Raw genomic sequence first — 13,860 nt, 5'->3', positions numbered from 1 at the left:
TTTAAATAGGAGGAACTATTCATGTTTTTAACTATTGATGGGTTTGTCAAGGCTTGGGAGTTCGAAAGTACTTCAACGCAAAAAATGCTTGACGTTTTAACCGATGAATCTTTGAAGCAATCCGTTAAACCTAATGATCGTACCCTAGGTGGTATTGCTTGGCACATTGTCACTGCCCTTCAGGGTATTATGGGACAAACAGGTTTAACCTTTGATGCACCATCTCATCATGCTTCCGTTCCTACTACAGCAAACGAAATCGCAGATACTTACCGCCAAGCTAGCCAATCCTTAATCAAAGCTATTAAAACACAATGGACAGATGAAACCCTAACGGAATCTTGTAACATGTTTGGACAATTCGAATGGGCAAAAGGATTTAGCCTTTCTATACTTATAAATCATCAAATCCATCATCGAGGACAAATGACCATCCTTATGCGCCAAGCAAACTTAATCGTTCCAGGTGTATATGGTCCTGCTAAAGAAGAATGGAGCCAAATGGGTATGGAAGCTCCTGCAATTTTATAAGGGTAGAACCAACTTTTTTTACGAAAAAAGAAGAAACCGGTTTTTCCAACGATAAGAAGGAATAACCGGTTTTTTTATATTTAAAGAATCTGACGTTAAGTTATATGATGAGTATCTATGGTTACAAAACATATAAAATGATAGGATTAAATAACATTATTCGTTAAGTATAACAAGGTTTTTTATCTTTTTTACGTACAAAATGCATATTATATGCTAAGTTAAACTCAAGCATTAAGCATAAATCAACCCTTTAAAGGGTTGCTCATTAGAGAAGGCGCATGAAGAAAATTCATGCGCCTTCTCAAAAATCCGTAAATGCGGGTCTTTGCCTACTGTTCCTCAACGGTTATCGCTTGTAGATGTATATTATTAACATCTTAAATAATTCGGACAATAGTAATTAACTCAATTATGATTAAAAGTAGACTTAGATAGTTTATAAACTTATAATCTCGACTTTTAATGCTTAGAAGGTTTTGTTCTATTTTCTTTATTTTTTTCCCACTTATAGTCAAAACTCGATATTTAAAAGGATAAGCAGGAAAGAACAGATATTTTCTACTAATTTCAACCACATAGTCCAAGATCGGCAACGACTCTGTATACTTGTCCCAAAAAGAAAGGAGAGGGATGACTGCCAAGGCTGTTTGCGGTGACGACATCGGGTGGTCAAAAAAACCGGTAAAAAGTAATATTGGTAGAGAAAGAATAAAAGATTCCATCATGATCTTTTGGGTAGAAAAACACTTGACCAAGGTTAGGTATTTTACCCCCGTCCAAAGCAGAAGAATCACAAACCCAAGACCGCCAAGAGTTCCATATTCAGAGAAAAAAGCCAATAAGATATTATGTGCATGCGGGACCGGTGCTCCAAAGGCTGAATAAGCTTCTTGAAATCCTAATGGAGTGGTGCCAAAAAAAGGATGCTGCTCCCAAATACGAATGCTATTTAGCCATATCTGTTCCCTAACGGAAGTTGAAGAGTCAATCAAATTGGACCGCGGTATGATATTTAGCAGATATGGGAGTAATAATACCATTACACCACTTACCCATAAACCTAGCTTACTTCTATAACGAAACAAAAACAAAAGAAAGATTACGATCATAGTAGCGATACAAGCTCGTGATTGAGTTGCAACAATTCCATAGCCTAAAAATAAGACCAAGAGCCAATCTGGCATTTTAAAAGTGCTAAAGATTTTCTTTTGTCTTAAAAGTTTACTAAGAACGAGTGAAAAAGAAAGCAGCAACAAAAACGAAGCAAAATTTGGATTATACTCACTTCCCACTAGGCGAGGATCTAGCGTATTTCCGCCAAACCATTTGGTTCCTAAAAGCATCCCCCAAATGGGGTGAGCTCGAATTGATTCTGGGAGAAAACTGGAGAGAATGGAATAACATCCTCCTGCAATTACCATCCGTTGATATCCTTTAAAAAGTGAAATTCGGAAATTTTCTTTCGTACGTAAATATAACCCGAGATATCCGAGCAACATGGCCAACACTAGCACATACTCAAGTTTTTTTGCAGCAAGTGCTGCACCAATGGTAGAGACCATAAGGCATAAAAAGAAAAAGGTCGTCACAGTGAATGGAAATTTAAAGGAAGAGTTAATCATTCGCTGAATATGACACCAGCCCAAAATAAAAAGCCATAGCATGCCAATAGGCGGCAAAAGGAAAATCAACAAAACCCCTACTTCTACAGGCCAATCCTCTATAAAAAGTAAATATGATCTAATCTTGAATATACTCATCATTCTCCCTTTTTCCTAAAGATTTTTATTAAAAATTATATTACGTTCATAACAATACAAGAAGTTTAAAAATACTACTTATAGACACAAACGATAAATTTTCAAAAAGGCCTATAAGTTCTATTCAATCTGCTGTTTCCTGATTTATTATGGTTTAAAAAGAGTAAATGTTGGTGTTGTAGGCGTATTTCTACCTCAAGCTATCTCGTTTAAATTGAATATCATTTCTGTACCAACCTGTAATCACTTAAAATACTAATCTCCCTAAATAAAATATTTAAACTAGTTAATTCCCCGTTCTTTAATTAAGAAAAAATCGTTGAGCCTATATAATTCTTAAAACTTATTACTTACCACTTATCATCGAAGAAATCAATTGAGACACTTTTTTTGCTTCCTTTGATACAATGGTTACTATTGGAGAAAGACATGTGTATGTTGCCATGATATTAGCTGCCAAGCCAATACGTTTGGCCTCAAGAACTGCTTCTTTCAAATCAGGACGTATTAAAATATTTTCCTCTGGAATACCCGCATATATCATCCTAAATGCTGCATCATATGCTGGTTAACACTTGCAATAAACAACTTTACCTCATCACAGTTAGCCAATCCATGTCAATATCCCATATCCATGAAATGTCTTCACCATCAGCCAGAAGGTCATTTAAACAGAAGATTAGTTGTTTTCTTTCATTCGTTCGAAAAAACTCTGAAAGGGTTAGATTTGCCCCAGCAGGATTCAAGTCTCCAAGTATTATTATTGATAAAAAATTCGTGCATCCTTCCATCTACCTTTTGATAGGAAGTCAACCCGATAAGGAATTCATTTGATTCCATCCCCAAATCCTGTCACACTCTGTTGGCAAATAGGGCATTATATGCATTATACATTCCCTTTAGGGTAGTTTGATAATCCTCCCCATCCACGATCAAACCAATTCCTTTTTCAGTTTGAAAAACCTTTTGTGCTGAAATATTTGGCTCAGGTCGAGTGAATCCACAGCTGCAATAATAATGTCCAAGCTGACCAAAATGTAAGAAGCTGTATGTTTGGCAATTTGGGCAATATTTTGATTCCCCCATTGTATGTGATTGAAACCAGCAAGCATTGGCGCTTAGGCCGATATAAATCTTCTCATTTTGAAGGCCAGAAAACCGATGGACAAACGGGTCGTCCGCATTCAAGATAAGTTTAACGTTGGAGATCTCAAACTATCTTTCATCTTTCGAATTAAAATATTCCCATATTGTTCTTCCAGTAACAAGCAGTAAAAAAAACAACCAAATCGTTTAGATGGTTCACTGGTTGTTTTTTGTCAAAAACAAAAAATCTAATCAAATCTAACTTATTTCTTACCTGTTTATTATAATCCAATCCATAGAGTAGTCGTAGAACCACTATTTAATTTAAGAAAAATTTTATTAATTATTAATAAAGCTGAATCAATTTCAAAATTATGATCCCTACGGGCTCAAGGCTTTAAAACACTAAGAAAAACCGGGAAAAAAAACAGCCCAGTCCTTTTTTGTTTCGCGAATATCCGATATTTTGTACTCTATTCCGTGTATCCCTTTATAATACTCAGGGTACATTTCTCCCCCACAATGTTCACACGAGAACATAGGTGGAGTTGTATAAAGACTCATTACAATTAGCTGATAAACTTGCCGATGAAAAAATTGATTATTTACACTTATCGATGGTTACGGTTATAATTCTAGCCCTACAGAATCAACAGTTTCCTACGGTAAACTTTTTAAGAAGGTTTTAAATGGTAGGTGCCCAGTAATGGTTGTTTCTAATGTCTTATCTGTAGAAAATGCAGTAGAAGCACTTGAACATGGAGACATTGTTGCAATCGGTCGAACTGCACTTGTAGAACCAGAATTCTCTAAGAAAATAAAAGAAAATAGAATTAAAGAGATAGATACGAATGTTTATGATATTAATAAGTTATCTCTTCCAGAAAAGCTAGTGGAACGCTTCTTAATGGAAAACACACCATTACCACCATTACCAGGGATTGAAAAAATCAGAGAAAACATCAAAAAATAAAGAAAAGACGGTTAAATTAATAGAATGAAGCACAAAATGGAAGGGAGAGCGCCAATTTCATTGATCTATGGTAATTACGTGGACTTGATGGATACTATTACTCTTATAAGGTGTGTGAACGGTTTGGTAAAGCAAAATTTATTCAAGTGGAAACATTATCAGCCTGGCATTATCTTGTTAACAGTGAGAAGGTACCTGCGGTACAACTTGAGCATTCGTAATTTAGTGGAGATGATGGAAGAACGTGGCTTATCGATGGCCCACACAACGATTATGCGTAGGGTTCATCAATATAGACCGGAATTAGATGAAAGAGTACGACGTCATCTTAAGCCAACAAATGACTCCTGGAGAGTCGATAAAACATATATCAAAGTAAAAGGTCAATGGAAGTATCTATATCGTGCAGTGGATTCCGAAGGAAACACGATTGATTTTTATCTCAGTAAAACAAGAGACAAAAAGGCTGCAAAGCGCTTCTTCAAGAAAGCTTTGCGGTCTTTTCATGTTTCTAAACCTCGTGTCATGACACTTGATAAGAATCCGGTTTATCCTATAGCAATTGAACAGTTGAAAAAAGAGAAAAGCATACCTGACGGTATGCAACTTAGACAACAGAAGTATTTGAATAACATAGTGGAGCAAGATCATCGCTTTATAAAAAAGCGTGTTCGTTCTATTTTTAGGGTTGAAATCTTTTCGAACAGCCACTTACATACTGAGTGGCATAGAAGCGATGCATATGATTAAAAAGAAGCAGGTTCATCAAGGGGTGAAGTCTGCCCAAAATGAAGTGGAATTCATACATAGACTGTTCGGGATAACCGCCTAAGGGGTTATCTGAAAGTGGACCTACAACTTTTTTCTATTTGTCATGGTATTTGCACAAGAACCAAATAAAAATCCTTGCCCAGATAAAGGTGTTTTTCTCCCTTAAAGAACAGTTATAACGGCTTCTTTAACCATCATTTATAACCTTGTATCATTCCAAAAATTAACCATAAAATCCATATCTGGATTATAGGCTTGGAAAGTATAACCTCTATCTTTAAACAATTTGATAATACCTGGTAACGATTTTACAGTATAACCATGGTCGTGCATAAGTACTACCTCATGCTGTCTTTTGATTTGGCTACTTACTTGATTAATAATGAGATTGGTCTGATCCTTATACCGCCAATCATTAGAGTCAATAGTCCAGTCCCAGAGTTTCATATGCGCGTAAAAAATTTGATCACGATAAGGTTGAGTCAAAAGAGGTTTACTTCCATATGGAGTTCGACTTATATTGGTTTGAACACCTAACGACTGAAGCAAACTTTGTTCTTGTTTATACTCGTTTATATAGCTCTCCGGACTAAGAAATAAAAGTTTTTCATTATGTGTCATGGAATGAAGCCCAATTCCATCCCCGTCATCCTTTATTCTTTTAACTGTCGTTTCTTTCCCATTAATATAGTTTCCTACTAAAAAAAATGTAGCTTTTATGTCATTTTGTTTTAAAATATCCAAGATTTGAGGCGTATATTTCGTTGGTCCATCATCAAAAGTTAAATACACAATTTTTTGTTGGCCCCATTGAGTCTTTTCTTGTTCTATTATCTTTTTCTTTGTATTTAGCGCTTGTAACTTCTGCGTAATAAAAAACTGTTTTTGCTGAACTATCTCGTTTATGGGATCATTTATCACTAGATGATGAGATTGCTGAGGATTCGTTTTTTGAAGGTCAAAAGAAGAACTGAAAATTAGTGTTACAATTCCTAACAATACAAACCATATTGTTTTTACCACGTTTCCCCACCTCTTTTGTTTTTCTAATAAATTAGCAAAGGTTTTTTCCTCTCTCGCAATGATATTTACTTTTTCAATAGCTTAAATAAAAGTAAATCAAAGTTTGTTCAAATCCTATTACTTGACATGCCATTTTTATACAATTTTTTACACAATTCTATTATATATTAAATTATTATTTAGAAAATTATCTTTTTTGTAAAATTTATTTTAACCATTCGCATAAAATTGTAGTATTTCAGTAATAATTCTTCATTAAATATAATCATTAAATCGCTGTTGGGGTACGTTGTAGCTGGTTTTATTAATCTTCATAGTAAGCCCGCTGTGGAAATACAATCTTTCGATGAAAAATGTATTATCTGCTTCTGATTGAGGGTAATAAAAGTTATTTTTTTAAATTTAATTACAATGTTGATATAGATAATAAATTTTAAGATAACGCATATGTTATTGAATAATATATAAATGACATATGTGTTGTAATATATTTTAAAACTTTACTAAAATATTAAGTAAAAATAGCCCACGATTAAAGATGAATTCCAGACTTTTTATTTTGTCGTTATGCTGAACAGATTTCAAAGGTGTTAGTTTCTAAACAGAACGGTCAAAGTTTAATATCATAGATTTTAAACTCATTATTGATGTTGTCAAAAAGAAGAAAATAGTTAATGTGGTGCCTTATCCTGATTGGTTGCCCAGGCTGCTTTAATATTTATTTAACATTTTCGTCATTCTATCTTAAATTTTTAATCATATAATACATTGTGAAATTTTCCACTTACAAAAGGAGGATATTTATGTTTTTGAAAAAATTAACTGAGAATAAACTAATTACTATTGATTATTATAAAAATGGAATTTTACAAAAAATTAAAGGGCGTGTAAATGGCCTTAATCTAAATGAACAAATCCTAACTTTAAAGGATGAAAAACAAAAGCCTTTCTCAATCCGTTTATCTGGAATTAAACATATTTATTAACCATTTGTCTTTGGTATAATATCCATCCTATTTTCTATAAGTGACCAGTTTATATTTTGTTTAACTTGTTTTAAACACAAAAAGAATTGTAGATATGTCACATTTTTAATAGAAACTTTTAGCAGTAAGCTTTGTTGCTCCCCCCTTGCCCCTATCATTTCGGAAACGATAACCGTTTTTGAAGCTGTGTGTAAAATATATCTAATTCTTTACATAGTCTATAAATCTTCTTTTTATTGACAATAAATGTTACGTCTCAATAATTTCGTTAATTAAGAGTATCCATAGCGTATTAATTAATGGGAAACGGAATATGCAAAAGGCAGATAAAAAAGTTGTTGGTATTTGGAAAGTATTGTGTTTTGTGGGGAAAAACATTAGATAAGCTTTTAAAGGAGACCGTTTTCGTTACAGATTGTCCCTTTAGTGGTAGGATCTAAATTGTATATTGAAAAAAAGAACAGCGAAAATTCGCTGCTCTACTTAAACAAATTAAATGCTATTTTTGTATTGGATTCAATTAAGTCCATAAATCCTTTTTGAGCAGTTTTAAATTGATTTAAAGCCTCTTCACGAATCTTTTTTTGTTGTTCGATAGTATTTTTAATCGGTTGTTGGAACTGCTCTTGTAACTGATTTAATAAATTTAAACTTTCTTTGTAAGGAGTGGAGGTTAACTGTTGAACGCGGTTATTGATTTCATCCAGTTGAGCATTCCACTTTTCGAATGAATCGCTTGTTTCCTCACCGCAAACATTTTGAATGTTTTGCTTTACGTAGTCGCGAACTTCTCCAATGATTTTTTTCTGGTCTGCTTGAATTGACTCCAATTCGCCAGCAACTTTCTCTAATGATTCTTTTTGGCTTGTAAATGCTTGAAGCAAATGATTTTCTACTTCTTTTTGAGAAGCGGTCACCTTGTCCAAACTGTTTGTCCAAATGTTTAATAGAGATTCACCAAAATTAGTAACGAACTCATTGTTTAATTCCATTATAAAAAACCTCCTAATCATAAATAACCATATATGTAAATTACACCTATGTGAGAGATATGTCAAATACTAATTTTAATATATTTGTTACTTCTCCTTCATAATTTTACGTTATCTTTATTTATAATTAATTGGGTAACCTAAGTGTTTGCAAAATGGAATTAATAGAGGAGACCAATAAATGACTCAAAACTTAGACATGTCTGAAATGTGGAAAAATTATTTTAACCAGTCCAGTACCCTAATTGATGAAAAAATGAAAGAACAAATTCCACCTCAGGTCATAGGGCAGCTCTTAGAAATGTATCTTCTGTACCATAAAATGCTAAATGAAACAACAGAACGGTATTTGGAGCAGATGAATGTCCCAACCCGTAAAGACATTTCAAAGATCTTCTCCCTTATCGTCAATGTGGACACAAAAGTTGATGACTTAGAAAATCTTTTAGAAAAAGCGAGAGCTAAACAACTAAACCCTGCAGAACTGCAATTCAAAATTGAAAATTTTGAAAAAAAACTAGAAAGTGTAGACGCTAAACTTAACCAAATCCTTACTCAAGTAAATTATCTAATCGAAGTTAATAATAAAAAAGCTGCAGATACCACCGAAGCTGCAAAGATTAACGCGGCTGACGATAACAAGGAAGCAGCAAAGATTACCCCGGCTGGCAATAACAAAAAAGTGACAAAGATCACCACAGCCGCAAAAAACAGGAGAACAGTAAAGAATAAAGTTGCTACCAAGAACAAAAGAACAGCAAGTAACATGGATGATTAAAACAGCCTGTTATTCCAGAGTCAGTTAATAGATGATTCCATTAATCATCGACACAATCAATAGTTTTATTAAAAATTAGCCTCCAGTTTATTTCTAATTAAATCACTAGTATTAATGTCAAATCCATTAGTATTATTATACTCAATATTTAGTAGGCTTAATATAATGGTATATCTATTACAACTTTAGGACTTTGTAAAAAAGAATTGCAATGCGAAAAAAAATGGTCTAAAACATGATTTGTTAACTTGTGTTTAAATTAAAATAAAAAATAGCACACTCAAATTTGTGGGCTATTTTTTCATCTGCAAATTACATTTAATTCTTATTAATGAAACAAATAGTTTGAAAAACATCATCTTTACATTCCAAACTTTTGAAGCCTTTTATAAAAAGTACTTCTTGGGATATCGAGTAATTTTGCTGCTGCCGTTACATTACCTTTTGTTTTTTTTAAGGCTTCTAGCATTAAATCTCTTTGTATTTTCTCACGTGCTTTTAAATTCTTTTCATCTACCTCAATGTATTCCTGTTCAATGATTGAAGGAATAGATGGGTGATTAATTTTTAATAATTCGATGCAGTTAATTAAAATATCCTTACTTGACTGATTATCTGGAACCATTATGTGTAATCGCTCCAGCATATTGGTTAATTCTCTTATGTTTCCTGGCCAATCATAGTCTGTTAATCTAGTTGATATATCCTTTATGTTAACGATGTTCCAGTTATTCTTTTGACAAATATACTGAACGAGGTGCGGGATATCTTCCTTTCTTTTTCTTAGAGGAGGAACGTCAATTGGATACACATTTAAGCGGTAATAAAGGTCCTCTCGAAAATCCCCTTCTTTTACAAGTTCCGTAATATCACGGTGGGTTGCTGTTATAACACGTACATCCAATGGGATTTCCTTCGTACTTCCAATCGGAGCCACTTTCCTTTCCTGAAGTACACGCAGTAAGGCTACCTGCATCGTGTGCGGAATTTCACCAATTTCATCCAGAAATATGGTTCCCTTTTGCGCCTGTTCAAATTTTCCTTTATAGCCTTGCCGTCTAGCCCCAGTAAAAGCTCCTTCAACATAGCCAAAAAGCTCGCTTTCCATAAGGTCTTTCGGAATTGCCCCGCAATTTAAAGAAATAAATGGACCATTTTTTCGGGAGCTGTTGTCATGAATTGCTCTTGCAATCAGCTCTTTTCCTGAACCAGTTTCACCTGAAATAAACACGGTTGCATCAGTTGGAGCTACTAGTTTTACTTTATTTAACGTGTTTTGGAAAATCTCACTCGTTCCACACTCCCCTTTATAGATGAAGGGTTTTAATTGACTTGAAAAGGCAAAAGTTGCGTTTTGATGCTGGGTAATCACTTCTGACAGGAAAAAGCAGCTTCCGATGATGATGTTGTCTTCCTTTGCATGGAAAGGCATTTCAGCATCAATTTGATACCCTTTATGTATTATTTCATTCAGGTTCATTCCAATTAATTGTGGAAACTTTTTGCGTACGGATTTACTTGCAGATATGATCATTTGTTTTTGATTACTTACAATGAAGAGCTGGGTTGGATAGGTCTCTGCCAAATGAGCTGCTTGCTGAATAAGTGCTAGTTCTTCTCTATAGGACCGCTTACTTATTTCTTTTTCGATTGCATAAGCAATCGATGTGACCATTCCAAGCATAAAGGGATGGGAATATTCAACTGGACATGAAACATCAATGACACCCATTAGTTTTCCATTATCATGAAAAATAGGTGTGGCGGAACAGCTCCATTGATGGGAAGCGACGGAATAATGCTCAGCCCCATTTATAATAACCGCTTCTTCTGTTTGTAACGCTGTTCCAATTGCATTTGTTCCGACCTCACCCTCGGTCCAGCGCACCCCTTCTACAAAATTAATTCTGTGTGCGTCCATTAATGTTTTTTCATTTCCAGTTAAAGATAGAACATATCCATCCGGATCGACCAAAAGTGCCATCATTCCAGAGTCTTTAATAGCCTGATCCATCTTTTTTATAAAGGGGGAAGCTGTTTCGATCAGCAGTGAATTTTTCGCTTTTTTTATATCTAGTTCCTCTTTTGATAATAAATGAAGACCTTTATTTAAATAAGGGTTTACCTCTTCTTTTTTACAGCGATGCCAGGATTCCATAATTCGTTTGTTCAACCTCGATGAATCGAGAACCCCTTCTTTGACAAAACGCTTCCAAGTATCAAAATGAAAAGTTGTATTCATAAACCCTCCTCTAGTCATGGAAAATATCTTCAGTGATTTGAGATAGAATACTTGTTTGTATATCTTGCGAAGAAAAAAGGAGTTTCAGAAAGTAATCTTTTAAAATGAGGATAAAATTACAGTTTTAATTATACAAAATTCCGAATACGCTTTCAATGCAACAATCGTCATTATAAAGAAAATTCAAAAAATAAACTTCGCAGAAAAAACGCGAAGTTTGACTTAATTAGTAGAATGATAGATGCTAAAGAATTCTATAAAGAAGGGTCTACTAGTATCTTAATTTGGTTCTTGTTTTTGGTTAATGCTTCAAATCCTTCAGAAACAATTTGATCAAGGGATATTTTCTTAGTAATCAGTTCTGAAGCTTGAATTTGCCCATTGGCAATCAATTGAATTACTTGTGGGAAAATGTTTCGATAAGCGATGATACTTGTCATTTTTCTCTCAGTTAAAATAAAATTGTTCATCGGAATGCTAGCTGGTTTTTCCCAAATGCTAATATTCACCACATTACCTTCTGATTTTGTAGATTCAATCGCTGTATTAATAGTGGCTTCGATTCCGGCTACCTCAAATGCCACATCAACCCCAAGTCCATTAGTATATTCTTTTATTGCTTGAACAGGATTTACTTTGATAGGGTCAATGACGATGTGTGCTCCTGCTTGTTTAGCAATCTCACGTCGTTCTGGAGAAACCTCCACCGCAATTATTTGGCTTGCTCCTGCAGCTTTAACAGCTTGAATGACTAATAATCCAATTGGTCCTGTACCGATAACAGCGATTGAATCCCCAATCCTCATATCGCTTTGGCGAACTGCATGGACGGCAACAGCGGTAGGTTCAACAAGTGCTGCTTGTTCCCATGTCATATATTCAGGGATTTTATGAACCATCTTAGAGGGTACCACGCTGTATTCTGAAAAACCGCCCAAGCCGCCAGAGAGACCAATGAAACCTAATTGTTCACAAACATTATAATGCCCTTTCTTGCAGGAAGCGCATTTCCCACAGCTGTATATGGGTTCCACGCATACCCGGTCACCTACTTCAATACCTGTTACAGCTTCCCCAATTGCTACTACCTCACCTGCATACTCATGGCCCATGACAATTGGAGCCTTATCCTTCGATATTGGGTGGAGTTCTTCTACCGGGATAAAAATGGGACCCGCCAAATATTCGTGTAAATCTGAACCACAAATTCCACAATAGGATACTTTTATCTTTACCTGATCTTTTTCCTGAGAAGGCTCAGGAATATTTTCAACGCGAATATCTTTTGTGTTATACCAAAGAGCAGCTTTCATTAACATTCCTCCTTTTCTTAAACATGTACAGCATGGCCAACTGCACTAAGTAATGCTTCATGCACTGCTTCAGAAAGGCTTGGATGGGCAGCGATGAAATCTTCCATAATATCCGTTGTTAATTCAGAATGGATTATGACAGTTCCTTGTCCAATCAGTTCTGTAGCATGGGGCCCGACAATGGAGATGCCAACGATTTCCCCAAACTCTGGTTCAACTAGCACCTTTACTTTTCCACTCCGTTCATTGGCAATTAATGCCTTCCCGTTTGCAGAAAATGGAAATTCACCCACTCTTATATCACCAAATTGATCTCTCGCCTGTTTTTCCGTCAAACCTACACTGGCGATTTCGGGAGAGGTATAAATACAGCGAGGGACAGAACGATAATTTACCAGTGCATCCATCCCGCAAGAGTTTAAAGCTGCCACTGTTCCCTCATGGAAAGCCACATGTGCCAGTTGAATACCGCCGATAACATCTCCGCAAGCATAGATAGACGGAATGTTCGTTTGCATTTGATCGTTCACATGAATTCCTCTTCCAGAAAAATCAATTCCGATATTCTCTAGACCCAAATTATTCACTCTTGGCTTACGGCCAATCGAGACTAGAACTAAATCTGCTTGAACCTCATAGAGGCCATTATTTTTTTCAAAAATCGCCTTCTTTTGGTCCTTAATCAATTCTTTTAGCTTGGTGGAAGGGTAAATGGTTACACCATCATTTTCAAGCTGCTTATGTAAGATCGTGGCAATATCTTCATCTTCACCTGGCAGCAACTGATTCGCCATCTCGACAATGGTAACCTTTGTTCCCAATCTGCTATAAATACTAGCAAACTCGCAGCCTATTACACCTCCTCCGATAATCAGCAAAGAGGCAGGGATCGACTGAAGCGACATCGCATGACCGCTATGAATAACCCAATTCCCGTCAAATGGAGCGAATGGTAGTTGAACTGGTTCAGAGCCTGACGCTATGATGAATTTGTCTGCCGTTATCTCTTCTTGTTTCCCATTATTCTCAACCCGTAAAACCTGACTTGTTAGGAAGGAAGCCGTCCCCTTAACTACCTTAATCTTATTTTTCCTCATTAAATATTGGATTCCTTGAACCAGCGTTGAAACGATCCTGTTTTTACGACCTTGGACGGTATTCCAATCAATTTCGATTTGACCGAATGGCAGACGAACCCCAAACTCACTGGCATGTTTTAGCTGACTGTACACTTCAGCACTCTCTAAGAGAGATTTAGTTGGCATACATCCTTCATTTAAACATGTACCTCCAAGCGGCCCTTGGTCAATGATTGTTACTTCCTGTCCCTGCTGGGCTGCAGAAATTGCAGCCACATATCCAGCAGGTCCACCTCCAATAATTGCGATAGATGCCAATGAAT

Annotated in this window: 12 protein-coding genes and 2 pseudogenes; 5 read left to right on the top strand and 9 right to left on the bottom strand. The window is 35.5% G+C overall.

Features of this window, described 5'->3' with window-relative positions:
* Positions 1 to 21: 21 nt before the first annotated feature.
* The gene (locus tag J2S10_RS24185; protein WP_307413229.1) at positions 22 to 531 is read left to right on the top strand and encodes a DinB family protein; all 510 of its coding nucleotides are present in this window, start codon (positions 22 to 24) and stop codon (positions 529 to 531) included.
* 380 nt (positions 532 to 911) lie between these two features.
* On the opposite strand, the gene J2S10_RS24180 is transcribed toward J2S10_RS24185, so the two are convergent.
* The 4 genes and pseudogenes from J2S10_RS24180 to J2S10_RS24170 form a co-directional block, all read right to left on the bottom strand.
* Positions 912 to 2,297 carry an O-antigen ligase family protein gene (locus J2S10_RS24180; protein ID WP_307413227.1) on the bottom strand — a complete coding sequence of 462 codons (1,386 nt, stop codon included), beginning with the start codon at positions 2,295 to 2,297 and terminating at the stop codon, positions 912 to 914.
* 343 nt (positions 2,298 to 2,640) lie between these two features.
* Positions 2,641 to 2,847: pseudogene (locus tag J2S10_RS24175) on the bottom strand (hypothetical protein); the annotation flags it as partial.
* A gap of 37 nt (positions 2,848 to 2,884) precedes the next feature.
* Positions 2,885 to 3,085 carry a MurT ligase domain-containing protein gene (locus tag J2S10_RS27540; protein ID WP_370876278.1) on the bottom strand — a complete coding sequence of 67 codons (201 nt, stop codon included), beginning with the start codon at positions 3,083 to 3,085 and terminating at the stop codon, positions 2,885 to 2,887.
* A 61-nt stretch (positions 3,086 to 3,146) separates the two neighbouring features.
* Positions 3,147 to 3,482, bottom strand: a complete 336-nt coding sequence (locus J2S10_RS24170) for a hypothetical protein (RefSeq protein WP_307413224.1) — start codon at positions 3,480 to 3,482, stop codon at positions 3,147 to 3,149.
* 604 nt (positions 3,483 to 4,086) lie between these two features.
* Here J2S10_RS24170 and J2S10_RS24165 point away from each other — a divergent pair.
* Together J2S10_RS24165 and J2S10_RS24160 are read left to right on the top strand one after the other, a co-directional pair.
* Positions 4,087 to 4,353, top strand: coding sequence for a hypothetical protein (locus J2S10_RS24165; protein ID WP_307413223.1), 267 nt, complete (start codon positions 4,087 to 4,089; stop codon positions 4,351 to 4,353).
* Positions 4,354 to 4,476: 123 nt separating this feature from the next.
* Positions 4,477 to 5,185, top strand: a pseudogene (locus J2S10_RS24160) (IS6 family transposase).
* 137 nt (positions 5,186 to 5,322) lie between these two features.
* Here the strand turns inward: J2S10_RS24160 and J2S10_RS24155 are convergent.
* Entirely contained in the window at positions 5,323 to 6,147 is an 825-nt protein-coding gene (locus J2S10_RS24155; RefSeq protein ID WP_307413222.1) for a polysaccharide deacetylase family protein, read from the bottom strand.
* 803 nt (positions 6,148 to 6,950) lie between these two features.
* On the opposite strand from J2S10_RS24155, the gene J2S10_RS24150 reads away from it, so the two are divergent.
* Positions 6,951 to 7,133 carry a YolD-like family protein gene (locus J2S10_RS24150; RefSeq protein WP_307413220.1) on the top strand — a complete coding sequence of 61 codons (183 nt, stop codon included), beginning with the start codon at positions 6,951 to 6,953 and terminating at the stop codon, positions 7,131 to 7,133.
* 479 nt (positions 7,134 to 7,612) lie between these two features.
* Here J2S10_RS24150 and J2S10_RS24145 read toward each other — a convergent pair whose 3' ends face one another.
* Positions 7,613 to 8,125 (bottom strand): hypothetical protein, encoded by a 513-nt coding sequence (locus tag J2S10_RS24145; RefSeq protein WP_307413217.1) that lies wholly within the window; start codon positions 8,123 to 8,125, stop codon positions 7,613 to 7,615.
* Between the two features lie 181 nt (positions 8,126 to 8,306).
* Here J2S10_RS24145 and J2S10_RS24140 point away from each other — a divergent pair, with 181 nt between their 5' ends.
* Positions 8,307 to 8,903 (top strand): hypothetical protein, encoded by a 597-nt coding sequence (locus J2S10_RS24140; RefSeq protein WP_307413213.1) that lies wholly within the window; start codon positions 8,307 to 8,309, stop codon positions 8,901 to 8,903.
* 361 nt (positions 8,904 to 9,264) lie between these two features.
* Here the strand turns inward: J2S10_RS24140 and J2S10_RS24135 are convergent, their stop codons facing one another.
* The 3 genes from J2S10_RS24135 to lpdA form a co-directional block, all read right to left on the bottom strand.
* Positions 9,265 to 11,145 carry a sigma-54-dependent Fis family transcriptional regulator gene (locus J2S10_RS24135; protein WP_307413211.1) on the bottom strand — a complete coding sequence of 627 codons (1,881 nt, stop codon included), beginning with the start codon at positions 11,143 to 11,145 and terminating at the stop codon, positions 9,265 to 9,267.
* Between the two features lie 254 nt (positions 11,146 to 11,399).
* Positions 11,400 to 12,458 (bottom strand): 2,3-butanediol dehydrogenase, encoded by a 1,059-nt coding sequence (locus tag J2S10_RS24130; RefSeq protein ID WP_307413209.1) that lies wholly within the window; start codon positions 12,456 to 12,458, stop codon positions 11,400 to 11,402.
* 17 nt (positions 12,459 to 12,475) lie between these two features.
* Complete coding sequence (gene lpdA, locus J2S10_RS24125) at positions 12,476 to 13,855, bottom strand: dihydrolipoyl dehydrogenase (RefSeq protein WP_307413206.1); 1,380 nt, start codon at positions 13,853 to 13,855, stop codon at positions 12,476 to 12,478.
* Positions 13,856 to 13,860 lie beyond the last annotated feature (5 nt).

This window comes from Neobacillus ginsengisoli (genome assembly GCF_030813055.1).
The sequence above is the reverse complement of the archived record's forward strand: the minus strand, read 5'-3'. Positions and strand labels throughout refer to the sequence as shown.